Consider the following 26,892-nt stretch of genomic DNA (forward strand, 5'->3'; position numbering starts at 1 on the left):
GAAACAGTAATCATGGCACAAGAACGTACAGGTGTGGCTACCTTTAAAAGCAATCCGATTACATTGATCGGACCGGAAGTCAAAGCAGGCGACAAAGCGCCTGACTTCAAAGTCAACAAAGATCTGATGACACAAGTTTCCCTCGCGGATTATGCCGGCAAAGTGAAACTGATCAGCGTTGTTCCATCATTGGATACAGGCGTTTGCGACGCGCAAACCCGCCGTTTCAACGAAGAAGCAGCGAACCTTGGCGACAATGTTATCATTCTTACAGTCAGCGTTGACCTGCCATTTGCCCAATCCCGCTGGTGCGGAGCGGCAGGTGTAGATAAAGTAGTAACCCTGTCCGACTACAAATCCAAATCGTTCGGCGAAGCTTACGGCGTACTGATCAAGGAATTGCAGCTTGATATGCGTTCCATTTTCGTCATCGACGCTAACGACACGGTTCAATATGTAGAATACTTGAGCGAAATGACAGCTCACCCTAACTATGAAGCAGCTATCGACGCTGTGAAAAAACTTCTCTAATTTCAACATACGAAATAAATAAAAACAGCAAGGAGGCCAAGCTTCCCTGCTGTTTTTATTAACCGTCAATTTTATATGAAGCGAGCTTCCGGTCCAATTGTTTGTAAATATCAAGTATCGTACGATAGTTCGAACCGAGATCTCCCATAGAGCCGCGGGAGGCGGAATAAATATCAACAGCGGTTTTAACCGGGTTAATGGCAAACAGGGTCAGCGTAACATCCTGCGTCCTGCCGAGCATCGTTCTTCGTTCAGCGACGATCTCACCGACATTTTTCACTTCATGCAGCAGCTTGTATCCTGGCGTTTTCTTGAGCATTGCGGTAATTTCATCCCAAACCTGATCTTTGGGCAGCTTGTAATACCTTGTTTTGAGCAATGGATCTCTGGCTCTCTCTCCGGTCGTTTCGTGGCTGCGAACCAACCCAATTAAAGTTCTCTTTAGCAAAAGCCTGCTCCCCCTTCAATGAAGTGTATAGACCGCTTGCCATTTCTACACTAACCACTATCTTACCACTGATTAAGCCCAAGCAAAAGAGGAAAAATGAAAAGCAAATGAAAAAAGCAAGGATGCAAACACCCTTGCCCGATTTCTATAAATATGCGATTATCCGAAAAAAGTTCTGTAAAGCAGATAAGCATTTAGCCCTGCTATCACAATGGCTACGAACCAACTGAGCACGCGCAGCCACACCGGAATGACGAGTTCGCCCATTTTCTTGCGGTCGGAAGTAAATTTGACAAGCGGGATGACGGCAAACGACAGCTGCAAAGAAAGAATAACCTGGCTAAGAACGAGCAAATCGGTAGCGCCTTTTTCGCCGGAAATGGCGATCACAATAACGGCGGGTACGATCGCGATCATGCGCGTAATCAAGCGGCGCAGCCATGGGGTTAGCCGAATATTCAGGAAGCCTTCCATCACAATTTGTCCGGCTAGCGTTCCGGTCAAGGTAGAGTTTTGCCCTGAAGCGAGCAGCGCGACTCCGAACAAAATGCTGGCGGCGCCGGTTCCAAGCATCGGGCCCAACAGCTTATAAGCGTCTTGAATTTCCGCTACTTCTTGGCCGGCCGAATGAAACGCCGCGGCGGACAAAATGAGTATAGCGGCATTCACGAACAAAGCGAGCATGAGAGCAACCGTCGAATCAATCGTTGCAAAACGAATGGCCGAGCGCTTTCCTTCCACAGTCCGTTCGTAGTCACGGGTTTGGACAATGGAGGAGTGCAGGTACAAATTATGCGGCATCACGGTTGCGCCAAGAATGCCGAGCGCGATGTACAGCATCGCAGGATTCGTCACGATCTCGGTTGTCGGGATAAAACCTGCGGCGACGGCTTGAAACTCGGGTTTTGAGAAAATCATTTCAAATACAAAGCAGATCGTGATGACAGCCATCAGACTGATGACCATCGCTTCAATATAACGGAAGCCCTTTTTCTGGAGCATAAGTACGATCAAAACATCAACGGCAGTAATAATTACGCCGTATACGAGCGGGATGCCGAACAATAAGTTCAGGGCGATCGCCGCGCCGATCACTTCGGCCAAATCGCAGGCTGCAATAGCCAATTCGCATAAAATCCAAAGAACGAATGAAACAGGTTTGCTATAATGATCCCGGCATGCTTGCGCCAAATCCCTGCCCGTTACAATGCCCAGACGGCTGGATAAAGCCTGCAGCAAAATCGCCATCAAGTTCGATATTAAAATGACCGAAAGCAGCGTGTAGCCGAACTGCGATCCGCCGGCCAAATCGGTTGCCCAGTTGCCGGGGTCCATGTATCCGACGGCCACAAGATAGCCCGGTCCTATGAAAGCAAGCAGCTTACGAAAGAAGCCGGCCTTTTTCGGCACTGCCAAGCTTTGGTGCACTTCAGGCAAACTCGGCATAGGTGAATGTCGTTTCCATCCGCTTGACTCCTGTTTTTCAGTTTTGTAAGCCACTTCCATGTTGAATCCCTTCTTTCTCTCGACCAATAATGTTGTCCCCGGGAAACTTTCTATGGTCATTATACTACACATTTTCAATTTATGCTACAGGCAAAAACTTATGTGAATGCGAAAAAAAGTTTCCCTATGGAAACATTATTGATCTCGACAAAGGCGATCTCAGCAATGAAGCTCAATACGATCATATGAAAGGAACTGTGTTGATGTGCGAGCGGCAATTTCCTTCTTTCAAAAAGAAGGATTTCTGATGAAAAGTGCGAATATACTATACCAGTTATCTTTGTATATTCACTAAACAAACAAAGGTCGTGCAATTGAACATGACTGCACGCTTTTCCAGGAGGTATTGGCTATGCCGTATTTTTTAGGGTTGGATTTGGGAACTTCCGCGGTTAAATGCATTCTTGTCGATGACTCCGGCCGGGTTATCGCGAGCCACAGCGTCGAATATCCGCTGCAGCAGCCTCATCCGGGATGGGCCGAGCAGCATCCGGAAGATTGGTGGAACGGCACGGTGCAGGGCATCCGTGCCTTACTGGACAAGACCGGCATCCCCGGCAGCGAGGTAGCCGGAATCGGCTTCTCCGGCCAGATGCACGGGTCGGTGTTCCTTGACGAAGCGCAGCAGGTCATCCGGCCTGCGCTGCTGTGGTGCGACCAGCGCACGGCGGAGCAGTGCGCTTATATCGAAGAGGCGGTCGGCAAAGACGAGCTTGGCCGCCTCACCGGGAACCGGGCGCTGACCGGCTTTACAGCGCCCAAAGTCATTTGGCTCCGGCAGCATGAGCCGGAGCATTACGCGCGCGTGCGGCACCTGCTGCTGCCGAAGGACTACGTCCGGCTGCGCCTGACGGGCGAGTACGGCATGGACGTCGCCGACGCCAGCGGCACGCTGCTGCTGGACGTGGCCGGCCGCCGCTGGTCGCAGACCGTGGCCGAGCGGCTCGCCATTCCGCTGGAATGGCTGCCGCCGCTCTTTGAGTCCGGCGACGTAGCCGGCCGGCTGCTGCCGGAGGCAGCCAGCCTGACCGGGCTGGCCGCTGGCACGCCGATCGTCGCCGGCGGCGGCGATCAGGCCTGCGGCGCCGTCGGCGTCGGCGTCGTGCGCCAAGGCATCGCGTCCGTGGCGCTCGGCACTTCCGGTGTCGTCTTCGTACACGACGACACCTATCAAGCCGATGAAGCGTACCGGCTTCATTCGTTCTGCCACGGCGTGCCGGGCAAATGGCACCGCATGGGCGTTATGCTCGCCGCCGGGGGCTCGTTCCAGTGGTGGCGCAATCATTTTGCGCACGAGGAACTCGAACGGGCGCAGCAGGAAGGCAAGGACGTCTATGAAATTTTGACGTCCGAGGCAGCGACCGCTCCCCTTGGGAGCGAAGGGCTGATTTTCCTGCCCTACTTGTCCGGGGAGCGCACACCGCATCCCGATCCGAAAGCGCGCGGCGGCTTTATCGGTCTCAACATGCGGCACGGCAAAGCCCACCTGACCCGCGCCCTTCTCGAAGGCATTACCTTCGGGCTGTTGGATTCCATGCAGCTTATTAAGGAGTCCGGTATTGAAGTGACCGAGCTTCGCGTGAACGGCGGAGGCGCAAGAAGCCCTTTCTGGCGCCAAATGATCGCCGACATCTTCGGCATCCCCGTCGTCACCGTTAATTCGACCGACGGACCGGCTTACGGCGCCGCCATCATGGCCGCATCCGGCGTGCTCAACGAAGACATCACATCCCTTTGCGACAAATGGATCCAAATCGTCGACCGCGTCGAACCAAACGCCGAAAACCACCGGCAATACGAAACTTACTACCAAATATACCGCAGCTTATACGGAACTTTGAAAAGCACTTTCCATCAATTAAGTGACTTGGTTCAGCAATAAGAATATCACAGCCCTTGCCTAATTTGAGCAAGGGCTTTTTTTACTAAATCTTCTTTTACAATTGTCTTGTTTCATGTACTATTAATAGATACACTCGTAAAATTAAGGAGAACTAGATGGTACAGGACGGAAAAAGAAATTACCTTATTATTTTAATTGTTTACATATGCGCAACCGTACCTACCTACTTCACTTTAAACAAGTTTATGGTCGTATATGTTCCGTTGTTGACGCTTACATTAACTATGTACCTTTTGCGTAATGAATATGTAAATCTGAGCATTAAAGAAGTTTTTTCGAAAAATTCCTTAGGCAAGTGGATACAAATAGGCATTTTAATCCCACTGACATTAGAAATTGCATTTAATTTGTTTATAACAAGCACACAAATATCTGTCCCCCATCAACTTATGCTTCAATACCCGATAATGTCTGTACATATGCTGCTAAATGCGCCAATTGTCGAGGAAGTTGTTTTTCGAAAAATTATATTTGGCCAACTCTCCAAAAGAACGAATTTCTACATTGGTTCTTCTGTCAGTTCATTACTTTTTGGCATGCTTCATAATGATTGGCAAGGTTTTATGCTTTATTTCATGATCGGCGTCATTTTCTGCCATATATACAAAAAAACAAATTCTATCATACCTTCACTGTTAGGCCATTTCGTACTGAATTTAATTTTCATATTGAACATATCTTCGCGTATGTAAACAATATGGTATTAAAATTAGTCGATTTTTGTCGTAATTTGTAGTATATTAGTACTATATTACTAATTCGTATATTAAGGCACACGTTTAGCAAAGAAAAATAGTTATTTGAAGCATCGAAACTTAATAAAACAAAATCAAATATTGAAATGACGGTGGGTGCCATTATGAATTTTGCGATAAATATCTTGTTTTCCTTTATCGAATTTTTGGCGGGTCTATCGTTCGCAGATGTTTTATTTAGATTGCCGATTGAAAAGAATAAAAGATTGAAGCATGTCATTATTTCACTTTTTCTTGCTGTAGAATCTGCTTATTTCTCTACATATTGGCACAATGCACTAATCACATTCATGTTCACGCTATTTTTATGGGTCATATCATTGGTTGTATTTTTTCAAATATCAATATGGTTCAGCATGCTGATCGGTATTATTTCAGGTCTTTTGGGCGTTGGCCTAGAGCTAGTCGGATTTATGATCGGTAATTTGATTACAACCGTAAATTTACATGAAATAACCGAGCTCACCAGAAATGTAGTTCTTTTCTCTGCCGCAGCTGCGCTTTACTCAGCTTCATTTTTTCTTAGCCGTAAAAAGTTCGGATTTCTGATTCCGAACATATACAGCAATCCGCCTCTGAACAAATTATTTTTTATTGTTTCTTCTTGTATGCTAGCGTCACTAATGGTAGCTGTGTTTACTACATATTTGTATACTATAGATATAGGAATCTTCCATTTTATCATTGCAATTTGCCTGTTGATATGTATATTTTTTATTGTCTTCTATTCTTACAAATTCAATAAAAAATTGTTAAAAGACAAATACAACAGAAACGGAAATACTACATGGATATAGTGAACAAATGGATTTATCAAATTGCCGATTATTCTGTAAAAAACAATCCTCAGTCGCCTTCCAGAGAAGTAATTGTTTTTGTTTTTCAGGTGCTGGCTAACATTATTGTCAGCTTTATGGTGACTTTAATTGTTTGTAGTTTTACGGGTCATTTCAAGCAAGCACTTATTGTTATTGCTTCTACAATAATCATCAAGATGTTTATTGGAAGCTTGCACTTTAAATCTGTTGTTTTATGCATGATTTATTCGTCTGTTGTCATGATATCCTTATCACATATAGAAATTTCCAGTTTCACTTTGAAATGTGCACTATCTTTGATCGCTCTAATTTCAGTATATCTATATGCTCCCAAAAATGTTGTCGTATTTTTCAAATTTTCTCAAGAAAAAATTAAACATTTAAAGTGGATTGCAATAGTTCTCATTTTATTAAGCGTATTTTTTCCAACTCCTCTTGTTATTGCTACTTTTATTTATCATGCTATTTCTATCACTCCTTTATTTGATAAGTTATTTAAACTCGTGGAAAGGAGGACAAATATATGAAAAAACTCGCGTTAGGCGCAATCTCTCTCGTAGTCGCAGCTGTAGCTATGATCGTACCTTTGGCTGGCCCTTTGAGTTGGACAGCAAACTCCCCAGAAATTCCACAAGAACTAAAAGACAAATGGACCAAATGAAAAGAAAAAGGACTATCTCCGGAAACAAGCTGGAGATGGTCCTTTTTACGTTCTCGTTTAAAAATCTTTCTGGTTCGCTTTTGCCCAGTCTGCCGTGAACTTCTCGATTCCTGCATCTGTCAGCGGATGCTTCATCATGCTCTCGATGATTTTGTAAGGCACTGTCGCGATGTCCGCTCCGAGCAGTGCTGCTTCAATGACGTGTGCGGAGTGGCGGACGCTTGCAGAAATGATTTGGGATTCGATTTTATGTACCTGGAAAATTTGGCTGATTTCTTGAATCAGATTCATTCCGATCTGGTTGATATCATCAAGCCGGCCGATAAACGGCGAAACGTAGGTGGCGCCTGCACGTGCAGCCAGCAATGCTTGCGTAGAGGAGAAAATGAGTGTCACGTTTGTCTTGATTCCCAGGCTTGTGAAGATCTTGGTTGCTTTCAGGCCTTCCGCTGTCATCGGAACTTTAATGACGATGCCTTCGCCTAATGCAGCAAGCTTTTTCCCCTGCTCGACCATCTCAGGCGCTTCAAGCGATACGACTTCCGCGCTGATCGGGATATTGCCTACAATTCCGATGATTTCTTTGAGCGTTTCAAAGAAATCTCTTCCTTCTTTTGCTACGAGCGATGGATTTGTCGTAATCCCTGAAATGACACCAAGTTCAAAGGCTTGTCTGATTTCACTTACGTTTGCTGTGTCGATAAACAATTTCACTGTTCTCCACCACCATTTTTCATAATATATAGGCACAAAAAAAACCCGCATATGCCGTCCGGTTTTGGCGTTTCAAACCCGCTCTCGCAGGTGGGTGACCGCAGAATCGTTTTTGAAGTCCCTTTTCGAGGGCATGACAGCCGCGCTTCTATATAGGTCTCCCTAGAAACAGTCATTGGTTCAAAACAACTTAAAACCGAGACGTACATCGCAGGATTCTTTTGTAGTTCTTATTATAGTCCCGTACCCGCGGTTTTTCAACTGGTAGGTTTACTATTTAGTCTTCTCATTTTTGTCAGGATTATGCATTTCTTCCGCCGTATTTGAAAGGGCTTCCGGTCCCTCTTCATTCTCAGTCTGCTCCTGATTTTGCTGCGCTTTTTCCTCCAGCTCCTGCTGCTTCATTTGCAGCTTCGTAAAGCTGCGGTTAAACTGCCAAAAAGAGAAGGTCGCCATAACGCTGCCCATAAAAAATACGACAAGGAAAAAGTTCATCTTCGTTAAGCAAATATACAAGATAGCTCCGTTGCACAGGATCAGCACAATGGAATTGATCGGGCTGCCGATCGAAATCAGAATGGAGTTCTTCACGATTTGCAGCACTTTCATGTGAAGATGCACCATAATTGAAAAGAAATTGAAGATCGCGATGGCGATCACTACCGAGAAGGCAATGAACAGAACGGACAGCAGCCGAAGCGAACTGCCTTGTGTGATGTAAAAGCGGTAGTTCACGATAATGATCGCGATAACGATAATAAAAATAATTCCGCCAACCATGCTTTGCACATAGTTTTCTTTATAGCCGCGGAAAAATGTTTTTAGTAGAGGCACATCCTCTTCCCCGGTAACCCATTTCCGGGCCACAGTGAACATTGCAGCCGTAGCAGGAAATAAAGTAAACGGTGCCAAAATAGCTATTATGGGAAGAGTGGAAAACAATGCATCCGGAGATTGACTGATCAACCCCATAAATCCAAAAAAGAAAACCGGCACAGAGCACAAAATCCAGAGTATGTTGATCACCGATAGCCGCATGATCCATTCTGTTATTCTGTACAAACCACCCATAACTCCTCTAAACTCCAAAACTGCGCCCTCCTTAGCGGTTGTAATGATACCATTATAGCCTATTTTCGTGTGCATAGGTAGCCGTTTAGTCCCACTAGGCTTTATGACATATTATAGTATTGTCAAAGATATTTGCTCTAATCACCAGGCAAACTCAATTTTCCTTCAATTATGTAAAAGGCGAGGATCTATGAATGATCTTCGCCTTCCTTTGTTATCGTATTAAAAATTAGTTGTTAACGAGAGTTTCCTCGTTTTTGCGCGGAGTTTTGGAACGATCGCGGTTTCCGCTGTTGTTGTAGTCGCGTCCGCGGCCCGAAGAACTGCGTCCTTCACCGTTGTCGCGATAATCGCGTCCGCCGTCTCTGGAGCCGTAATCCCGGCCGCCGTCTTTACGCGGATAACGCGAGTTGGAGCCGTAGCCGCCGCCTTGACGGTCGTTTCTGCGGTCGCCGGAACCATATCCGCCGCCGCCAACGCGTCTGCCCGAGCTGCGCACGTCGAATTTTTTCTTTCTTGCGCGAATCGGTTCTTCCGGCGTAAGCTCGATATCCACTTCTTTCTTCTCGCCTGTCAGAAGCTTCATGGCTGCGGCAAGCAGATTGACGGAGTCGTATTGCTCCAGCATTTGAATTGCCAAACCTTTGAATTCGGAATGACCTTCATTTTGCATAATGTCAAGAATGCGCTCGGCCGTCATTTTTTGCTTGCCTTCGATTGCGTCAGCCAAGCTTGGAAGCGGCTTTTTGCTAATTTTATGACGAGTTACTTTCTCGATAAAATGAAGATGGTCGATTTCTCTAGGTGTTACGAAAGTCCATGCAGTACCTTCTTTACCTGCCCGTCCGGTACGGCCGATACGGTGAACGTAGCTTTCCGGATCTTGCGGAAGGTCAAAGTTAACGACATGCGTAACTCCGGATACGTCCAGGCCCCGTGCTGCCACGTCCGTAGCAACGAGGACATCGATGCTGCCGTCGCGGAATTTTCTCATGACGTTGTCGCGTTGGTTTTGGGACAAGTCGCCGTGCAAACCTTCTGCCGCGTAGCCTCTTTTTTGCAGCGCTTCGGCGAGTTCGTCGACTCTGCGTTTGGTTCTTCCGAAAATAATCGCCAGCTCCGGCGCTTCCATATCGAGCAAACGGCTAAGCGCTTCGAATTTTTGCTTTTCGTGCAATTCGATGTAGGCTTGATCGATAAGCGGCGCGCTGACTTGTTTTGGAATCACGGATACATGCTCAGGGTTGTTCAGGAACTGCTGCGCAAGCTTCTGAATGTTAGCAGGCATCGTTGCGGAGAACAGCATGGTATGACGCTCATCCGGCACCAGGCTCAAAATGGATTGGATATCTTCCATAAAGCCCATGTCGAGCATTTCATCCGCTTCGTCCAGAATGACCGTTCTCACGTCGTCAAGCTTGATCGTTTTGCGGTTGATATGATCGAGCAGGCGTCCAGGCGTTCCGATAATAATTTGCGGTTTTTTCTTCAGCGCCCGGATTTGCTTGACGATATCCTGTCCGCCGTAGATCGGCAAAGAGCGGATTCCTTTGAATCTTCCCAGCTTTTCGATCTCTTCGGCAACCTGGATCGCAAGCTCCCTTGTAGGGCACATGATCAATGCGGAAATGCGCTCTTCCGTGATGTTGATTTTGTTGACAAGCGGAATGCCGAAAGCGGCCGTTTTGCCCGTTCCGGTCTGTGCTTGACCGATTAAATCGCGGCCTTCCATTGCGAGAGGAATCGTTTTTTCCTGAATCGGGGTGGACTCTTCAAAGCCCATTTCGGTAATTGCGCGCAAAATTTTTGGCTCTAATCCAAATTCTTGAAATGTTTTCAATACATTCAATCTCCTTTTGTACAGGGCAGGCGAATGCCTTGTTTCTTTTTTACCCTTAAGTACGACTTCCTATCCGTGTCTATAGTTTTAAGTGGAATACACTTTCGATTCACATCATCCATGATCCAACCGGCCGCCCTTAAGAATATCTCGAATATTATATCACAGATTGCAAGAATATTTCCAGAGGATCTTTGCTGATGTTAACGAAACCTAACGCATACCCTAAACGTATAACATATAAGAACCTATACGATTAAGAGGAGCGTTTTCTTATGTCCATATTTAAACGAGTGAGCAACATTTTACGAAGCCAAAAACAAGAACCGGCGCCTGCCGCGTCAGCGAATCCCCTCGAAGACGCGCGCGTCGGCGATATTGTTAATGTAGATCTCGAAGAGTACGTAATTTCTGGAAAAGTTGTTTACTTTGACCGCGGATTTGCGCCTCACCGCTACGCATACTATTTGCAAAGCGGCAAAAACATTCAATGCCTGATCGTGGAAAAAGGCCGCACTTACGATTGCTTTATTTGCAGCTTTATCGAGGGCGCGCTCGACGATCCGAACGATGTGCCTTCCCGTCTGGAACTTGACGGAGATGCCGTCTTTGAGCTTGAACATTACCGCGGCGATGTGTCCCGGACGGAAGGAAGCACCGATTTCCGGAGCGGCGACGACGTCATGTTCTGGCGCTATTTCGGACCCGACAACCGATTTTTCTTCCTGCAGTGGCAGGACGGCAAATTCGTCGCCATGGAGGGCGAACGCACTCCGGGCAACCAGATCAAGTTCCTAAAATCGACGCCTTGATACTGCCGAGGCGCGGTTGAATACTTCGGAAGGGAGGGATACCGGTATGAAAAAGTGGACGGCATGGGTCGCATTTGTGCTTATCATATCTCTTCTGACTGCCTGCGGAGACGCGGGAAAATACGTGAAAGACCAATATCCTCTTGTAAGTGTGGACGGTAAGGGAAGCAATCTGCAAAAGGTTTACTCGGTGGAAGGCAAGAACGTTCCCGCCGTCGCAGCCGAGCTGGCCGCTCAAGAGAACCCGAAAGAAAAGAGCAAGGAATCCGAAGATCAGATGTTCCTGCTCTATAACGATAAAGTGATTAACGTGCAAAAAGACCCGAAGGACAGCAACAACACGCTGGTTGAAGTCGACTCGGTTCAATACGCCAAGGAGCATTATGACTCCTCGTTTCTTCAGGGCTTTTTGACGGCGGCGCTGCTGCAGTCGGTAATGGGCGGCGGCTGGTTTAACAGCCACCGCGATTACGATTACCGCGGGTATACCCGGACCCCGACGTACAGCTCGGGAGGCGGCACGACGGCGAATCCGCCGACAACGGATAATTCGAAAGCGAAGCAGCCGACGACGTCAGACCGGACCGGGAGCTTCAAAACGGGTACGGGTTCTTCGGGAAGCACGTCCGGAGTGAACCCGGGCGGGGAGAACAGCGGCAGCAGCTCTACGTCGCGCAAGAACGACGGCTCGACTCAAAACAAGGTAACGAAGCCTTCCGGCAGCAAGCCGAGCACAAGCACGCGTTCAGGCTCTTTCAAAAGGCGTTGATTCATGTACCAAAGCTGCGTCTCTATTCTGAGACGCGGCTTTTTTGCGCAATGAATGATACTTGCTTGATGCCGCATACTATCGTAGAGGTGGTTGTTTTGAAAAAAGCGTTCGACGCTATCGTCATCCTGCTCGGCGCGCTGCTGATCGCCGCGGGCTTTAACCTGTTTCTCATCCCTCACCAACTGCTGAGCGGCGGCGTATCCGGGGTAGCGATGCTGGTCGGATATGTGACGCACTGGAATATCGGGATGTTATACCTGCTGTTTAATATGCCGCTTATCATTTGGGGGCTGCTCGCGATCGGCAAAAGATTCATTGCAATCAGCGTCATCTCCGTCATTATGACGACCTTAATGATGCAGGCCGTGCCGACGAGCTCAATGGCGCAAGCGCCGATTCTCGGCGCTGTGTTCGGAGGCGTGCTGATCGGAATCGGCAGCGGCATCACGTTGAGAACCGGCGGATCCACCGGCGGCTTCGATATTATCGGCTCTATTTTGACCCGCAGATTTGATTTTCCTCTCGGTGCGGTCATCTCCTGCCTGAACGGTCTTGTCATCGTTGTGCTCGGTTATTTGAAGCAGGACTGGGATCTTGCGCTGTATTCGATGCTCGCCATTTATATCAGCGGCAAAGTCGTCGATACCATACATATCCGGTACGTTAAAGTAACTGCCTTTATCGTCACGATGCGAAAGGAAGAGCTTCTCAAACGGCTGCTGCTGCTGGCGCGGGGCGTTACACTGATTAAAACCGAAGGCGCTTATACCCATAAGCAGCACGACATGCTGATGACGGTCACGACGCGCTACGAGCTGGTTGAACTGAAACGGATCGTCAAGGAAACCGATCCGAAAGCTTTTGTCAACATCGTTGAAACGGTCGGCGTTCTTGGAGAATTCCGCAAACCCGGGTAGTTTTTTGAAACCATTGTGAAAGCAGCCTCTATCTACAAACGCAATTTTCGTGCTATAATATGAATTGTAATTTCATATAGTTCTGGTTTGATCACAACGATTCAGGCGTAAGTCATTTTCTAATCTTCTGATTGGAAGGGTGATGCTTGTGGAGACTGTCAAGTTGTCCAGGATTGTGATGAAATTAACGCCCGAGTTGTACCCCTTTCTCACCAGCAATGAGCTGGAATCCGAGATCGTACTGCGGTACGGATTAGAGGCGCTCGACGCGGAAGATGTGATGGAAATTATTCAATTCAGCATTACGGAACACCACAAAGACGCCTTTTACCACTAAGGGCGTCTTTTTTGCGCAATATGCTGCGGATGTTCGAAGAAAATTTGATTTTTGCGGTAAATAAAGTGTATAGTTTCCGGCAAGATCGTGGTATGATAGGATCAGATGAAATTTGGAGGTGTTATCATGGGTGCTTTTTCTCCATGGCACGTCATATTGATTGCAATTGTAGCACTGCTTCTGTTCGGGCCTAACAAGCTGCCTGAGCTCGGTCGCGGTTTCGGTAAAATGTTTCGGGAGTTCAAAGACGCTACGAGCGGAAATAACGGCAACTCTTCAGAAGAGCAGCCGCCTCGCAAAGAGATCAACCCCGCTGAAGTATCGCATTCGCAATCGCAACCCGAATCGGGACAAGTTCAAAAGTAAAGACAAACACCCGGCTTTTCTGCTATCCGGGTGTTTTTGTTTTTTTAGCGCATGTTTCTCCAAAGCTCTACAAATTTCCTCTGTGCGGAAAAACTTGCTTGCATTATAATAGTAACTAGATTGATAGATGGGAGAGGACTTATTCTTCATGGAAATTTTACTCGCTTCGCTAGTGATGCTCTGGGGCAATGTAGCAACCGCAAACCCGAATGCCGACTTTGAACAACTGGTTCAGGCTTCTCTTGATGCCAAGAACGCTATCGTTCAAACCGCGCCGCAGCAAGGAACCGATCCCTTAATTCCCGTCAACAAGCAAGATCCGCAAAAAAACGCGCCGAAAGTAAAAGGCATTTACGCTACCGCTCACAGCGCCGGAGGCAGCCGCCTGAATACGCTCGTCAAATTGTTGGATGACACCGAACTAAATTCTCTCGTCATTGATCTGAAAGATGATTGGGGCTACATAACCTGGGAAACCGGCAATCCCGATCTGGATGCCATGGGCACAACGCAAAAGATTATTCCCGATATGCCGAAGCTGATGGGCACCCTGAACGAACACAACATTTATCCGATCGGACGCATCGTCGTCTTCAAAGACACCTTGCTGGCCAAGAAAAAACCGGAGCTTTCTTTCGTCAATCCTGACGGAACGCTATGGGGCAACGGCAAAAATCCGCCGGACAGCTTTGTCAATCCTTACATGAAAGAAGTATGGGATTACAATATTGCCGTTGCAAAGGAAGCCGTGAAAGCCGGATTTAAAGAAATTCAATTCGATTACGTGCGCTTCCCGGAAGGTTTTGAGAAAAGAGCTGATACTCTCAAGTACACGAAAGATGACCGGCAGCGCATCGAAGCTGTCGCATCCTTTGTCAAGTATGCCAAAGAACAGCTGCAGCCGTTAGGCGTCAGAGTTTCCGTAGACATATTCGGCTATGCGGCTTCCGTTCCCGCAGCAGAAGGCATCGGCCAGGATTTCGAGAAAATTTCGCAAAATGTCGATGTCATCAGCCCGATGATTTATCCAAGCCATTACAGCACCGGCTGGTTCGGAAGCAAGGTTCCGGACGCGGCGCCTTACGCCACCATCAACGGCGCTTCCATCGATACGAACAAGAAGCTGGAAGCTATCGACAAGCTCGGCCTGAAGCCGATCATCCGGCCATGGATTCAGGATTTTACCGCTTCATGGGTTCCGGGCCATATCAAATACGGCAAAAAAGAGGTGGAAGAACAGATTCGCGCCCTTAAAGACAACGGCGTCGATGAATTCCTCCTGTGGAACGCCAATAACAACTACACGCCTGACGTCAATTACTAAACGTCCAATATCAAACACCCTGAACGGCTCGCTAAAGCTTTCAGGGTGTTTTTTGCGCATTATTTCATATTGCCGGGATTCACGATGCGACGGACGCCTCTCATATAAGGCCTAAGCGCCTCGGGCACATGCAGCGAGCCATCGGCCTGCTGATGATTCTCGATAAGCGGGATCAGAATGCGGGGCGAAGCCACCGCCGTATTGTTGAGCGTATAGGCGTACTGCAGCGCGCCGTCGCGATCCCTGTAACGGATGCCACTCCGTCTTGCCTGATAGTCAAGCAAGCTGGAGGCCGAATGTGTTTCTCCGTAATGTTGGCGGCTCGGCATCCACGTCTCGATATCGAATTGCTTATAATTTTTTGCCGCCAAATCCCCTGCGCATACGGCCACGATGCGGTAAGGGAGCTCCAGCAGCCGCAGAATTTCTTCCGCGTGCCCGACCAATTGCGCCAACATTTCTTCGGCGGCGTCCAAATCATGTTCGCAGAACACCACCTGCTCCACTTTGGCGAATTGATGAACCCGGTATAAACCGCGGACATCTTTGCCCGCCGAACCGGCTTCCTTTCGAAAGCAATTGGAAACTGCTGCCAGGCGGATCGGTCCACCGGACAAGTCGATCACTTCCCCCGCAAAATAGGAAATGAGCGGAGCTTCCGAAGTTCCTGCGAGCCATTTATTTTCATCCTTCAGCTCGTACGTCTGATCTTTGCCCGCCGGGAAAAAGCCGGTGCCCACCAGCATTTCCTCGCGAACCATCAACGGAACGTCCATAACCGTGTACCCGCGGTCCGCCAAATAATCCAGCGCCAGCTGCTGAACGGCTCTGTGCAAATACAGTCCCATCCCCTTCAAATAATAATTGCGCGTACCGGCCGTCTTTACACCGCGGGGAATATCGAACAGATCCAGTTCCTCACCAAGCCGGACATGATCTTTCGGTTCAAAATCAAAAGCCGGCAGACTGCCGACAACTTTGACGACCGTATTATCCGCATCGGATGCCCCATCCGGCGTATCTGCGGATATGACGTTCGGCGCCGTAAGCAGCCGATCCCGCAGCTCTTGCTCCAGGCTGCCCATTCTCGCCTCATAACCGGCTAAAATTATGTTCAGCTCCTTGACCTGCGCCTTGGCGAGCTCAGCCGGCCCGGTTTGCTTCCCGGCGAGCAAGCCCGCTATGTCGGCCGACAGCTTGTTGCGCCTGGCGCGAAGCTCCTCCACATGGACGAGCAGCTCTCTCCGCTCGTCATCCAGGGCAAGCAAAGGCTTGATCGGGAAGTCCATACCCCTGCGCTTCGCAGAAGCCGACAATTCCTCCCGATGTTTGCGAATCCATTTCATGTCCGTCATGTACACCGCTCCTTTTCTAAAAAAGACAAAGAACGCTCCTCTCCGATTGGGACGAGGAGCGTTCTGCTCGCGGTGCCACCCAACTTGATGAACAGAATCGCGTTCTGTCATCCGCTTGGTTTCCGCGATAACGGGCGGTACCGGCTTATTTAGAGAACGGCATGAATGCGGCTGCCGTTCCGGTCATGAGCGTCTCCGAGTTGGAAGCTCTTCATTGACATAATGTCGATTTAAAAATGATTAGATTATTATAGCGGAACGCTGCCTTATTTTCAAGCTTGCTGTTGCTTATTAGTCAGTCGTTTATTGGGACAAACGTTGAGCCAACTCGTACAATTCCGTATTAAACTGCCGTTTCGTATTGACTACAAGATCGATGTCCGTCGCTACCAGTTCGCCCTTGATGACGCCGCATGCTTTGGACGAGTCGCCTTCCATCAGCTTACGGACGGCAAAGTCGCCGAGCTGGCTGGCCAAAATGCGGTCGTTATGCGTAGGCGTGCCGCCGCGTTGAATATGACCGAGCACCGTCACGCGCGGTTCGATGCCGTTGCGGTCCGTAATTTGCCGGGCGATGCCTTCACCGGTTCCGGCGCCTTCCGCAACGAGGATGATGCTGTGGCGCTTGCCGTGGGAGAAGTTCTCCTTCATCCGGCTCGCCACTTCATCGATGTCGAATGGCACTTCCGGAACGAGAATCGTCTCCGCTCCGCTGGCAAGACCCGCATACAGCGCGATCTCTCCGCAATGACGGCCCATTACCTCGACGACCGAAGAACGCTCGTGGGAAGTCATCGTGTCGCGCAGCTTGTTGATCGCGTCAACAACGATGCTGACAGCCGTATCGAATCCGATCGTGAAATCGGTGAACGGAATGTCGTTGTCAATCGTTCCGGGCAGCCCCATCGTTTTGATGCCGAGCTTGCTGAGCTTGTTCGCTCCTTGATAAGAACCGTCTCCGCCGATGACCACCAGACCGTCGATGCCCCGCTTGCGCAAGTTTTCGGCGCCGACCTGTTGGCCTTCCAGCGTCAAAAACTCCTTGCAGCGGGCCGTTTGCAATATCGTTCCTCCGCGCTGGATAATGTCGCCGACACTGCGCAAATCCATTTTGCGGATGTCATCGTTGATGAGTCCGCTGTACCCGCGCTGGACGGCATATACATCGAGCCCGTGGAACAGTGCGCTCCTGACGACGGCGCGAACGGCCGCATTCATCCCCTGTGAGTCGCCTCCGCTTGTTAATACTGCTATCGATTTTACTGCTGACATTTCTTTTCCTCCTCCGAATTATCCATCTTTCATGATGTCGTTCTTATATACATGCTATTTAGCCAGAAAAATAACCGGGTGAGCGGACTATTTTTCATAAGACGCCTGGATATTTGTTGCACTTGCCGCTGGCTCCTAACCTTCGGATCAGACAAATAGAGGGCAAGCAAGCCCTCAATTATCATACGATGAAATCGCGGATGTTCCAAGCACAAAATTTTATCCCTCGCTTCCTGGGCAATGAACGCAATGCGCTCCACAGTTGCGTCCATCGAAGCGTAATAGCTGCAGAAGTTCAGGTCCCCGCCTGCCAGATCCTCTTCCTGATCGATCAAATAATCGAGCAAAATGTGCAGCCCGCACACATAAGGAAAGTACGCCTCGCGAATATGTACGACCTCTTCCCGCTTCAAGTGAGGCTCGCAGGCAGCCAGAAAAAACATAAATACGCCGAGCGTAGATCCGGTTGCGGCGGCAAATTCATTCCAGTCCAATTGTCCGTAATCGGCCCGGTGCTTGTCCCACCAGCCCAGCAGCTCGGACTCCCGAAGATCTTTGCGAATATGCTTGTACACCTGCAAATCGCAATACAGCCCGACGAGCAGCCGAATTTGATCGGCGGCAAGCGAATAGGAAGGCAGCAGGCAAATGCACGATTGGCACGTCTTGACCAGTTCGGACAAGTATCCCCCGTCTTCTTTCTCCTTGCGGAAAGCATAGTAGTCGTGAAGCGGTGCCGACGGGTCAATCGCATCCAGCATCGACTGGTGCAGCTGCCGGAAGTCTTGGGGATCGAGCGATGTGCTGCGGTCGCACAAATTGTCCAAATAATCGCTGATCGTCTGGAAAGCGACAATTAAAGGAATTAAAATATGCCGCATCGGCAGGTTGGCTGCAGCGTACACGGCTCCGCCCTGACAGTGAAACCGCTTGGCGGCAATGCTGGCCATAGCTTGAGTACGCAGTTCCTGATCGGGAATTTGCCCGGCGGCTTGCCGCCAAATCGCGAGCTGGCCTTCCACCTCGGGCAAGATGTACCTGTACACCCTGGTCATCAGTTTGAACGGCCCTTGCGGAACTTTCCTCTTATTTCTGTCCAATTGCTTCAAGCAAACTTCCTCCACAAATTTGTTCATAGCCATACTGCAGCAGCAGCTGCATTTCGTAACGCTGGATGTGCCTTAGCCAATCTTCGACAGTCGGGTTCTGCACATGCGCCACCTGAAGCTCGACCGCGTCGGTGAACACATACGGATTCCATACCGGCGAAGTAATGAGCACTTCCAGCTTACTTCGCAGCGCCTCATTTTCCATTTCCGCCAAATCTTTCAAAGCCAGATGATTCCTTACACAATTCGTAAGCTGGGTAAAAATAGGATGATGGCCGGCATCGTTGAACCAGTACTTCGCATTGCTGTAATCGCCTTCCATACGGTGCATCAAGCCGTGCCAGTAGCTTCCGGTAGCGTTCGTAATTTCCTGGGCAATATCGTGCGATTTGTCGAGACTTTCATTCAGCAGATGAAGGCCGGCTTTGATCGCCGGTGCGTATGAATCCTTATCTATGTGTCCTTTGGTAATTTTGTCCAATAATAACGCTTCAATACGCGTATCCAGCTCCGCATCCCACATTTCTGTCGGATAAAGAGATGGGAGATGCTCCAGCAACGGCTTCGCAATCGAGTCCAGCCAATCTTCTTCCGCTTTTTTGCTATGCATGTAAGCTACTCCTTCCTAGAACCAGCCTTGTATGAGAGGAAGTTTGCCAAATCCTGCTTCGCGGAACTGATTGGTAAATATTTCCAATCCCACAAACAAAATAGGCAAACATGAGCTTGGTAAACATAAATCCGCAGATGGGCACGCACGGGCGATCGTCCGCCGCCATTTTGGCCGTTACAAGTGCACTTTCGTTTCCAGATCCTGATTGACCCTGAACCAGAGGTGCAGATCGTTGATCGTGCTGGCTAGCTCCGCGATCTCCGAATTCAGCCGGCAGGATGCGGGAAAATCGTCTTCCTGATCCAGCTTGTTTTGCTTCACAATAATGACCGCCTCCAGCTTATGGATCCGGTCAGGAATATAACCTCGAATCTGCTCCCATCGAAGCAATATGTGCGAGCGCTCCTCCGGCGTATAGGTCTCCCACTCGCTCTCAAGCGCAGGGATTTCAATACCCAGCCGCTCATCGTATCGAAAAAAGCAATCCATCGTCGGTCAAACCCTCCTTGCAGAAAAACTGGCTGCATATCGCTGTTCACGTTCTTATCTTTAACTGTAACACTTCAAGCTCCCGGCTTCCAGTCAAATTTGTGTGTCAACCGGATTTCATTTTCTGCTATACTAGAATAACGTTTACAAAGGGAACATATGGTTAGGAGAGATCAAAGATGTCAGCTACGTCGCAAAGCAATTCGGTCACATGGAAACAGCTCAGCTTCTTTTTTTTGCCGCTCGGCCTTTCTGCAACGCTCGTTACCCTTTCGCACGTCATCATTAACAGCACGCTGGCAAGAGCCGCCAACCCGGAATTTATCATTGCCAGTTATGCCCTGCCTTTGAGCCTGCTGGGTTTGACGGAAAAGCCCGTCGTACTGCTCAGACAGACCTGCTCGGCCCTGGTGCGCGACAGAGTCTCGTTCCGCGCCATGAGTGCGGTGAGCGCGTACGTATTTGCCGGCATCCTTATAATCGGATTGTTCATTTGCTACACACCTATTGGGGAATGGGTGTTTCTTTATTTATTCGGGGTCGAAAACGAATTGCTCGGGCCTATCATCAGCGTGTACCGGATTTTGATGTATGTGAGCATTTTCTCCGGCTTGCGCTGCTTGTTTCACGGCATCATCATTTTCAATATGCGGACCAAATGGCTGACGATCGGAATGGGGGTCAGACTGCTCGCCATGTACTTGCTGTCGCTGTATTTTATCGCCACCGATCAAGTGACCAGCGGCCGGGTCGGCGCCATCATTTTCCTCGTCGGCATGATGATCGAAGCGGCGGTCAGCATCTGGGAAGGCGGCTCCCTCCTGAAAAAAGTAATACCCGAGAAGGCGCCGCAGCATCAAATCGAAACGAAGAAGCAAATTTTCGGCTTCTATAGACCGCTCTTGTATTCATCATGCATCGCCGTCATTATCGGCCCCGCCATCAATGCGATGCTGGGGAAAACGACTCATATTCATTTGGCTATCGCCTCGTTCGCCATTGCAAGCAGTCTGTGCCAGCTTGTAATGAGCTTTTTTTCTTATATCCATCAAATTGTGTTGAACTTTTACCGAAAAGATCCGGCAACCGTTTTTCAGTTTTCGCTCGTGCTCAGCTTTATACCCGCTTCGTTAATTGCCGTGCTTGGCTACACGCCTCTCGGGCCTTGGTTTATGACCCATATCATGGGGGTTAACGCCGAGCTGATGGAGGCAAGCCTTAGCGCGCTGCGCGTTTTTATGATCATGACGCTCGTATTTCCCTGGCTGGATTACGGGAACGGGATTATTATGCTGAGGGGGCAGACGAAAGTTATGGTCGCCTCCCAATCCGCCAACGCAATCATTACCGTGCTGACCTTGATCGCGGCGGTATTGTTCACTCCGGAGTGGAACGGCGTGATCGGCGCTTTGGCGCAGTCCGTCGGCATGCTGGCGGAGCTTGCGGTCGTTTTGTACATGCTCAAGAAAACGGCTCCCGGCGATACGCCCTTGGGCAAAAAAAATATTTTAACGAAATCGAGTGATTTGCGTCTATGATTACGTCTATGTCTATGAAGTCCAATAATTTACTGTTAAAATTGTTCACGTTTTCCTTCTTTATGACGATGGGGATTGTCGTCACGTTTTTTCCGCTGTACTTCGATTATAAAGGCTACAGCAAAATCCAGATCGGCGTGCTCTATTCGATCGGCCCGATGATCGGCATCGCAGCCAACCTGCTGTGGGGATTCGTGAGCGACAAGTATCAAACCGTCAAGAAAATCATGATCATTCTGATCGTCGGACAACTTCTCGCCTCCGTATTCGTCTTCACTTCGGAATGGTTCGCGCTGTTGTACGTATGCCTGGCCTTGTTTTTCTTTTTCCAGCAGCCTGTGAACTCTCTCAACGACAGCCAGTTGATGCTTCACGTTCAAACGAGCGGGGCAAGCTATGCTTCGTTTCGGATATGGGGGTCGATCGGGTTTGCTTTTGCCGCGTGCTTTTTCGGTTTGCTGCTGAAAACTTACGGTTCGGGCCTGATGCCTGCGCTCTGCGTAATGACGATCATCGCTTCTCTCGTACTTGCCATCCTGCTCAAAGATGTCCGGAGAAACGGCAAAAAGATGGAGTTCGGCGGGATGGTCCGCATCATCCGTTCGCGAAGATTCGTCTGGTTCCTGACGCTCATTGTCGTGATGTCGGTCGCGCATCGCTTTAACGACGGATTTTTGGCGCTGTATATGCGGCAGCTCGGAGCTTCCGATTCGATTATCGGCTATGCATGGACGGCGTCGGCGCTGAGCGAAATTCCCGTTTTCTTCTTTCTCAGCAAGCACGGGCACAGGTTCAAGGAACTGCCACTGCTCGCTTTCGCGGGCATCGTGTATACGATTCGCTTCCTGATGATGGGCTTTGTGCACAATCCGACATGGATTATCGGCATACAGGTGCTTCACAGCCTGACATTCGGCATTTTTCTGTTTACGGCCATCCGCTACTTGCAGCAAATAATCCCAGACGAATACCGCGCTTCCGGCCAGGCGATCTTTGCAACTACATGGTCGAGTGTCGCAGGGATCATCAGCGGAACGTTCGGCGGCTGGATATTCGGGCAATGGGGCGGAAGCACCCTTTATATCGCGGGAGCGTGCATGTCGTTTTTGGCGGGAATCGGATTTCTGGGCACGCATTTGCTGCAAAACGACAACATCCCTTCTGACGGTAACATGGCTTCGCAGTAAGTACCGGGGCCGGATTCGTCCGGCATCCAATCACGTAGGAGGTTGATCAAGTGTTAGCCGTTGAACGGTTGTCTCACAGCTTTCGGACCGGTATGGAGGAAACGGCGGTTCTTCACGAGCTTAACTTTCGGGTGCAAAAAGGGGAAATGGTCGCGCTTCTCGGCAGTTCGGGCTCGGGCAAATCGACGCTGCTGAATCTCATGGCAGGGCTGATGAAACCGACCAAAGGAAGCATTCTCATAGCCGGACAAGCGATTGAGCGAATGAACGAAAACCGGTTGGCGGAATTCCGCAGAACTCATATCGGTTTTATTTTCCAATCTTATGAATTAATTCCGCATTTAACCGTGAGAGAAAATGTCGAGCTTCCGCTTGTCTTTCAAAGCTTCGCGCCCAAGGCCAGAAAAGAAAGAGCGATGGAACTGCTGCATCACGTCGGCATCGGCGACAAATCCGAGCTGTTCCCTTCGCAGTTGTCCGGCGGCCAGCAGCAGCGCGTCAGTATCGCCCGGTCGCTTATTACGAGTCCGGCGATCGTATTTGCGGACGAGCCTACCGGCAATCTGGATACGAAGACGGAGACGGAAATCATCGATCTGCTGATCCGCTTAAACCGGGATTCGGGCATCACTTTCGTCATCGTCACGCACGAGCACGAGGTCGCCAGCCGGACGCAGCGCATTTTGCAGCTCCGCGACGGGTATATGATTGAGGACGGTCAGGACGGTGCGGACGGATGAAAATGAAAGATTATGTTCGTCTCGGCTGGGATCAGTTGCAGCGGCGCAAGGTAGTTACCGCCCTGTGCGCGGTCGGCATCGCGATCGGGTCCGCGTCCATTATGGTCGCCCTCGCTTTCGGCGAGTCGATCCAGCATTACAGCCAGAAACAGATGAGCTATTTTTTGAAAACGGACGAAATTACGGTTACCGACCAGTCCGACGATCCGAACAGCCCGGCCAAAATTACGAAAGCGAAACTCGATCTGATCCGCACGTTTCCGCATGTGAAATCGGTGGCAAGCTTTCAGGACTTGCAGCAGTTTCAATTTACGGTCGATGACGGCAAGCAGGGCTGGAATCTGACAATCGTCGCTACGGAGCTCGATACGCTGCAAGATTTTGACGCCAAGTTTCAACAGGGCGGCGTGTCCGACCGCGATAACGGCATCATCCTGGGCTACAGCGCCACGCTTGGCGTTTTGGATGAAAAAGCGCAAAAAGCCCGCGCTAAGCTTTTGCAGCAAAATCCTTCGCAGGAAACGTTCGATACAATAAGAAAAATGGAGACTATTCCGTACCCGCTTTATCAAAAGCAAATCGTCATCAAAAATACGAATTTCCAAAACGACAGCCAGGGCAATACGGGAGCGGCCGCCAAACCTGCCGTCGAAATACCATTGCGCGTAGCCGGGGTGCTGAAAAAACCGGAAGGGCTGCCCGATTACATGCTGTTAGGCGAAAAGTTGGCCTATGTTTCGCCTGAAATGGGCCGCAAAATTTTGCAGATGACCGGAAAAACTTCCGTGAGCAACGCTTACTCCTATTCCAAGGTTAAGGTAAAAGTCGACAGCAGCTCCAATGTCAAAGAAGTGGAAGATCTGATCAAGAAGCTGCGCCTGCAAACCCAATCCAATTTGTACCAGGAAGACCGCATGAAGGGCCAATTCGCGATCATCCGGCTGCTTTTGACCGGTGTCGGCTTATTTGTGCTGCTGGTAGCCTCCATTTCCATCGTTGTCGCCATGACAATGTCTACGCACCAGCGACGCCGTCAGATCGGCATCATGAAAGTGCTCGGAGCAAACTTAAAACAGATCCGCAACATGTTCATCGTGGAGTCGTCTCTGCTCGGCATGCTTGGGGGCACGGTCGGCATCGTGCTGTCGTACTGGGTCATCTGGGGGATCAATCTGATCATAATCAAATTCCAGAGCGGCGGATCGCCCGAACAGGCGGAAATTTTGTTTATCAATTTTTGGATTTTGCCTGTGGGGATGTTTTTCGCCATTTTGACCGGGGTTCTTTCCGGGTTGTACCCTGCCGTTAAGGCGTCGCGGACCGATGCTTTGACTGCGATTAAACGAGAATAGGAAAATAGGAGAATGACCGCAATGAAAAAAAAGAAAATCGGCGCGCTGATCGTCGCCGCCGTCGTGATCTGCGGGATCAGCGGCTTTTTATACATATCCAGCCATCCCGGATCGGCGCCAAACGGCGGAGCCGGCCAAGCCGCTGCCGGCACTCAGCTGCAATTCAAGGTGACTAAAGAAGATTTGAGCAACAGCATCGAAGTAAAAGGGAAATCTTCTTACCAGAAAGAAACCCGAATCTACGCGCCTTTTACCGGCGAAATTAAAACCTGGAACGTATCGGAGGGATCGCAGATAAAAAAGGGCGAGCAAATGTTCGAGCTTGACGCGACGCCGCTCCTGAGCGAAATTTCCTCTCTGCAATCGAGCATCAAAAAACAGCAACTGGAGTCGGAGCTCGCCAACTTCAAAGCTTCCGGCGACCCGGCTTCCGCAGCTTCTACGGTCAGCGAGGCTGAAGCCAGACAGCGCTACGCCGACGCCGAAAGCCTCAAAATACAAAACCGGCTTAACGCGGTAAGCACGGAATCGGCGCAGCTTCAACTGAACAAAAAGCTGGAGAAAGTGAAGCAGGCGGCATTCATGGCCCCGGAAGACGGCATTTTCCTGTTCGACGATTCGGCCAAAATCCCGCAGTCGGTCGAGGAAAGCGTCCGCATCGGCAAAATCGTCGACATCACCAAGCTGCAGCTTGTGAGCACGATCGGCGAGTTTGATGTGTTTCGCATTAAACCCGGCATGCCGGTTCAAGTGAAAGTCGACGCGTTGAAGCAGACGAAGCTGCAAGGAAAAGTGGAAAAAGTGTCCAAGTTCGCCAAATCCGGAACCGATCAAGGCACAGGTTCGGCGCAGTTCGAAGTCACGATTTCGCTGGAGCCTCACGATCAGTTGATCGCCGGGCTCAGTTTGTCAGGCACGATTGAAACCGAGAAAAAGCTCGGCGCTATCGTAGTACCGACGCTGGCCATCCAGCAGGAAAAAGATACATACTACGTCATGCTGCAAACTGCGCAAGGAATCGAACGGCGCGACATCGCGATCGGCATGGAGACGCCGGAGAAGACGGAAGTTCTGCAAGGGCTTGGCGAAGGCGACACGGTTGTGCTCCAGTAGCTGCTGCCTTATAATAAGATATAGTCTTAGTACCAAGTAATAAAATTCAAAGGCGGTTGCACTTTTTATGAGCTATGATGATTTCAAGAAAATTGTTGTGGAAAGACGGAGCATTCGGAACTTTACTGACCAGGAGGTCGCTGTCTCCGATATCCTGGAAATTATTGACTGCGCGCGCTTTGCGCCGAGCGATACGAATTCGCAGACGTGGAAATTCATTGCGATTCGCAATAAAGAAAAGATCAAACATATTGAGCAGCTCACTTGGGACCAACTGCATCTCAAAGCGGCGGAAGCCGAGCAAAAAGGACTGAGCCGCGAAGCCCGGATGCTGGTCAGATCTTTCGGCCCTTACGCTACGGCGTTTGCCGACGCGCCTGTTCTTATTATTTGCCTTGCTACACCGTACGCGTCCAAGTTTCGCGACAAAATTTTCGATCCGATCGCATTGGTCGGCGAAGAAGTGTGGGCTGAGGAAGGCATCAAAAGCTCCTGCCTCGCTGCCCAGAATCTCATGCTGGCCGCTCATGCCAAAGGGCTCGCTACATGCCCGATGACCGGGCCGGTACTGCTCGCACAGGAGCAGCTTCATACTTATTTGGATATTCCGCAGGAATTCCAAATCAACATGGTCATTTCGCTCGGCTACCCCAAAGAGCAGCCAGGCAAAATGCCGCGAAAAGAAGTCGACGAGATTTTGCAAATCATCGACTAAGCCGATCCGGCTTCAGCGTCGACAGCATGAAAAACGCGAACGGGGAGCTTCACCGCATTGTGCGAGTGAAGCTCCCCGTTTGCGGTGCGGCGCTGTTTGACGGCGGTCGGTCGACCACACGGCATGCGGACCCTTGTTTCGCACCGAGTGTGTGCGTGAAGCTCCCCGTACGCGACGCGCTGCTGCATGACGGCGGTCGGTCGACCACACGGTATGCGGACCCTTGTTTCGCACCGTGTGTGCGTGAAGCTCCCCGTACGCGGCTCGCTGCTGCATGACGGCGGTCGGTCTCGAGCACATAACACGTACTTGAGGCAGCACATCCGCTTGACCATGCGTAGAAAACCTGCACAGCCACTCTTCCCCAGCCAACGCCTTTCCTGCACGGTGCGTAGCTGATGTGGGAGGACACAAGGCGACTTGGTAGCGAGAAAGCCTGCAAAAGCGCAGGCTTATTCCTTAAAAAGGGTTCATTTTGGCGAAATCCCTGCAATTGTGCAGGAATTTTCGATGAAAATGAACCTAAGCCCCAGTCCACGGCGAAAAGCCTGCACAATTGCAGGAATTTTTCGTGGCCAGCGTAACAGCCGAGAAAAAAACTGTACTTTTGCAGGTTTTCCTCGCGCAACCTGTG

At 49.8% G+C, this 26,892-nt stretch carries 28 protein-coding genes and 1 other RNA gene; 18 read left to right on the top strand and 11 right to left on the bottom strand.

What is annotated here, in order from left to right:
* Positions 1-12: 12 nt before the first annotated feature.
* A complete protein-coding gene (gene tpx / locus AC0LWT_RS01470; protein WP_474679432.1) occupies positions 13-531 on the top strand; it encodes a thiol peroxidase in 519 nt (172 codons plus the stop codon).
* 58 nt (positions 532-589) lie between these two features.
* Here the strand turns inward: tpx and AC0LWT_RS01475 are convergent, their stop codons facing one another.
* The gene (locus tag AC0LWT_RS01475) at positions 590-979 is read right to left on the bottom strand and encodes a DUF1499 domain-containing protein (protein WP_474679433.1); all 390 of its coding nucleotides are present in this window, start codon (positions 977-979) and stop codon (positions 590-592) included.
* A gap of 159 nt (positions 980-1,138) precedes the next feature.
* Positions 1,139-2,485, bottom strand: coding sequence for an Nramp family divalent metal transporter (locus AC0LWT_RS01480; protein ID WP_474679434.1), 1,347 nt, complete (start codon positions 2,483-2,485; stop codon positions 1,139-1,141).
* A 352-nt stretch (positions 2,486-2,837) separates the two neighbouring features.
* Between AC0LWT_RS01480 and xylB the strand changes: the two genes are divergently transcribed.
* From xylB to AC0LWT_RS01505, 5 genes are all read left to right on the top strand, one after another.
* Positions 2,838-4,367 carry a xylulokinase gene (xylB, locus tag AC0LWT_RS01485; RefSeq protein WP_474679435.1) on the top strand — a complete coding sequence of 510 codons (1,530 nt, stop codon included), beginning with the start codon at positions 2,838-2,840 and terminating at the stop codon, positions 4,365-4,367.
* A gap of 428 nt (positions 4,368-4,795) precedes the next feature.
* The gene (locus AC0LWT_RS01490; protein WP_474679841.1) at positions 4,796-5,080 is read left to right on the top strand and encodes a CPBP family intramembrane glutamic endopeptidase; all 285 of its coding nucleotides are present in this window, start codon (positions 4,796-4,798) and stop codon (positions 5,078-5,080) included.
* 167 nt (positions 5,081-5,247) lie between these two features.
* Positions 5,248-5,940 carry a hypothetical protein gene (locus AC0LWT_RS01495; RefSeq protein ID WP_474679436.1) on the top strand — a complete coding sequence of 231 codons (693 nt, stop codon included), beginning with the start codon at positions 5,248-5,250 and terminating at the stop codon, positions 5,938-5,940.
* Positions 5,931-6,488 carry an accessory gene regulator B family protein gene (locus tag AC0LWT_RS01500; RefSeq protein WP_474679437.1) on the top strand — a complete coding sequence of 186 codons (558 nt, stop codon included), beginning with the start codon at positions 5,931-5,933 and terminating at the stop codon, positions 6,486-6,488. Before AC0LWT_RS01495 ends, AC0LWT_RS01500 begins: the two co-directional genes overlap by 10 nt.
* Positions 6,485-6,622: a hypothetical protein gene (locus AC0LWT_RS01505; RefSeq protein ID WP_474679438.1), complete on the top strand. Its 138-nt coding sequence runs from the start codon at positions 6,485-6,487 to the stop codon at positions 6,620-6,622. The genes AC0LWT_RS01500 and AC0LWT_RS01505 overlap by 4 nt, the downstream gene beginning before the upstream one ends.
* A gap of 57 nt (positions 6,623-6,679) precedes the next feature.
* Here AC0LWT_RS01505 and fsa read toward each other — a convergent pair whose 3' ends face one another.
* The 4 genes from fsa to cshA form a co-directional block, all read right to left on the bottom strand.
* Positions 6,680-7,336: a fructose-6-phosphate aldolase gene (gene fsa / locus AC0LWT_RS01510; protein WP_474679439.1), complete on the bottom strand. Its 657-nt coding sequence runs from the start codon at positions 7,334-7,336 to the stop codon at positions 6,680-6,682.
* 38 nt (positions 7,337-7,374) lie between these two features.
* Positions 7,375-7,556, bottom strand: a non-coding RNA gene (gene ssrS / locus AC0LWT_RS01515) — 6S RNA.
* Positions 7,557-7,609: 53 nt separating this feature from the next.
* Positions 7,610-8,407 carry a YesL family protein gene (locus AC0LWT_RS01520; protein ID WP_474679842.1) on the bottom strand — a complete coding sequence of 266 codons (798 nt, stop codon included), beginning with the start codon at positions 8,405-8,407 and terminating at the stop codon, positions 7,610-7,612.
* Positions 8,408-8,636: 229 nt separating this feature from the next.
* Entirely contained in the window at positions 8,637-10,247 is a 1,611-nt protein-coding gene (gene cshA / locus AC0LWT_RS01525) for a degradosome RNA helicase CshA (RefSeq protein ID WP_474679440.1), read from the bottom strand.
* Positions 10,248-10,522: 275 nt separating this feature from the next.
* On the opposite strand from cshA, the gene AC0LWT_RS01530 reads away from it, so the two are divergent.
* The 6 genes from AC0LWT_RS01530 (at position 10,523) to AC0LWT_RS01555 (ending at position 14,775) form a co-directional block, all read left to right on the top strand.
* Entirely contained in the window at positions 10,523-11,059 is a 537-nt protein-coding gene (locus tag AC0LWT_RS01530) for a DUF4178 domain-containing protein (RefSeq protein ID WP_474679441.1), read from the top strand.
* Between the two features lie 46 nt (positions 11,060-11,105).
* The gene (locus AC0LWT_RS01535) at positions 11,106-11,828 is read left to right on the top strand and encodes a DUF4247 domain-containing protein (RefSeq protein WP_474679442.1); all 723 of its coding nucleotides are present in this window, start codon (positions 11,106-11,108) and stop codon (positions 11,826-11,828) included.
* Between the two features lie 68 nt (positions 11,829-11,896).
* Positions 11,897-12,748, top strand: coding sequence for a YitT family protein (locus AC0LWT_RS01540; RefSeq protein WP_474679443.1), 852 nt, complete (start codon positions 11,897-11,899; stop codon positions 12,746-12,748).
* 142 nt (positions 12,749-12,890) lie between these two features.
* On the top strand, positions 12,891-13,085 hold the full coding sequence (locus tag AC0LWT_RS01545) for a hypothetical protein (protein WP_474679444.1): 195 nt from the start codon (positions 12,891-12,893) through the stop codon (positions 13,083-13,085).
* Positions 13,086-13,211: 126 nt separating this feature from the next.
* On the top strand, positions 13,212-13,451 hold the full coding sequence (locus tag AC0LWT_RS01550) for a Sec-independent protein translocase subunit TatA/TatB (protein WP_474679445.1): 240 nt from the start codon (positions 13,212-13,214) through the stop codon (positions 13,449-13,451).
* Positions 13,452-13,599: 148 nt separating this feature from the next.
* Positions 13,600-14,775, top strand: a complete 1,176-nt coding sequence (locus tag AC0LWT_RS01555; RefSeq protein ID WP_474679446.1) for a putative glycoside hydrolase — start codon at positions 13,600-13,602, stop codon at positions 14,773-14,775.
* 59 nt (positions 14,776-14,834) lie between these two features.
* Here the strand turns inward: AC0LWT_RS01555 and serS are convergent, their stop codons facing one another.
* The 5 genes from serS to AC0LWT_RS01580 all read right to left on the bottom strand — a co-directional run bounded on the left by serS (position 14,835) and on the right by AC0LWT_RS01580 (position 19,613).
* Positions 14,835-16,130: a serine--tRNA ligase gene (gene serS / locus AC0LWT_RS01560; protein ID WP_474679447.1), complete on the bottom strand. Its 1,296-nt coding sequence runs from the start codon at positions 16,128-16,130 to the stop codon at positions 14,835-14,837.
* Positions 16,131-16,433: 303 nt separating this feature from the next.
* Positions 16,434-17,402, bottom strand: a complete 969-nt coding sequence (pfkA, locus tag AC0LWT_RS01565; RefSeq protein ID WP_474679448.1) for a 6-phosphofructokinase — start codon at positions 17,400-17,402, stop codon at positions 16,434-16,436.
* A 29-nt stretch (positions 17,403-17,431) separates the two neighbouring features.
* On the bottom strand, positions 17,432-18,457 hold the full coding sequence (locus AC0LWT_RS01570; RefSeq protein ID WP_474679843.1) for a tetraprenyl-beta-curcumene synthase family protein: 1,026 nt from the start codon (positions 18,455-18,457) through the stop codon (positions 17,432-17,434).
* 31 nt (positions 18,458-18,488) lie between these two features.
* Entirely contained in the window at positions 18,489-19,121 is a 633-nt protein-coding gene (locus tag AC0LWT_RS01575) for a hypothetical protein (protein WP_474679449.1), read from the bottom strand.
* Between the two features lie 177 nt (positions 19,122-19,298).
* Entirely contained in the window at positions 19,299-19,613 is a 315-nt protein-coding gene (locus AC0LWT_RS01580) for a hypothetical protein (protein WP_474679450.1), read from the bottom strand.
* A gap of 179 nt (positions 19,614-19,792) precedes the next feature.
* Between AC0LWT_RS01580 and AC0LWT_RS01585 the strand changes: the two genes are divergently transcribed.
* From AC0LWT_RS01585 to AC0LWT_RS01610, 6 genes are all read left to right on the top strand, one after another.
* On the top strand, positions 19,793-21,151 hold the full coding sequence (locus tag AC0LWT_RS01585) for a multi antimicrobial extrusion protein MatE (RefSeq protein WP_474679451.1): 1,359 nt from the start codon (positions 19,793-19,795) through the stop codon (positions 21,149-21,151).
* Positions 21,148-22,338 (top strand): MFS transporter, encoded by a 1,191-nt coding sequence (locus tag AC0LWT_RS01590; RefSeq protein ID WP_474679452.1) that lies wholly within the window; start codon positions 21,148-21,150, stop codon positions 22,336-22,338. The genes AC0LWT_RS01585 and AC0LWT_RS01590 overlap by 4 nt, the downstream gene beginning before the upstream one ends.
* Positions 22,339-22,388: 50 nt before the next feature.
* Positions 22,389-23,078 (top strand): ABC transporter ATP-binding protein, encoded by a 690-nt coding sequence (locus tag AC0LWT_RS01595; RefSeq protein WP_474679453.1) that lies wholly within the window; start codon positions 22,389-22,391, stop codon positions 23,076-23,078.
* Complete coding sequence (locus AC0LWT_RS01600; protein WP_474679454.1) at positions 23,075-24,430, top strand: ABC transporter permease; 1,356 nt, start codon at positions 23,075-23,077, stop codon at positions 24,428-24,430. The genes AC0LWT_RS01595 and AC0LWT_RS01600 overlap by 4 nt, the downstream gene beginning before the upstream one ends.
* A 21-nt stretch (positions 24,431-24,451) precedes the next feature.
* On the top strand, positions 24,452-25,543 hold the full coding sequence (locus tag AC0LWT_RS01605; RefSeq protein WP_474679455.1) for an efflux RND transporter periplasmic adaptor subunit: 1,092 nt from the start codon (positions 24,452-24,454) through the stop codon (positions 25,541-25,543).
* A 67-nt stretch (positions 25,544-25,610) separates the two neighbouring features.
* Complete coding sequence (locus tag AC0LWT_RS01610) at positions 25,611-26,258, top strand: nitroreductase family protein (RefSeq protein ID WP_474679456.1); 648 nt, start codon at positions 25,611-25,613, stop codon at positions 26,256-26,258.
* The last annotated feature ends 634 nt before the right edge of the window (positions 26,259-26,892 follow it).

It is taken from the genome of Paenibacillus sp. sgz302164 (genome assembly GCF_056120505.1).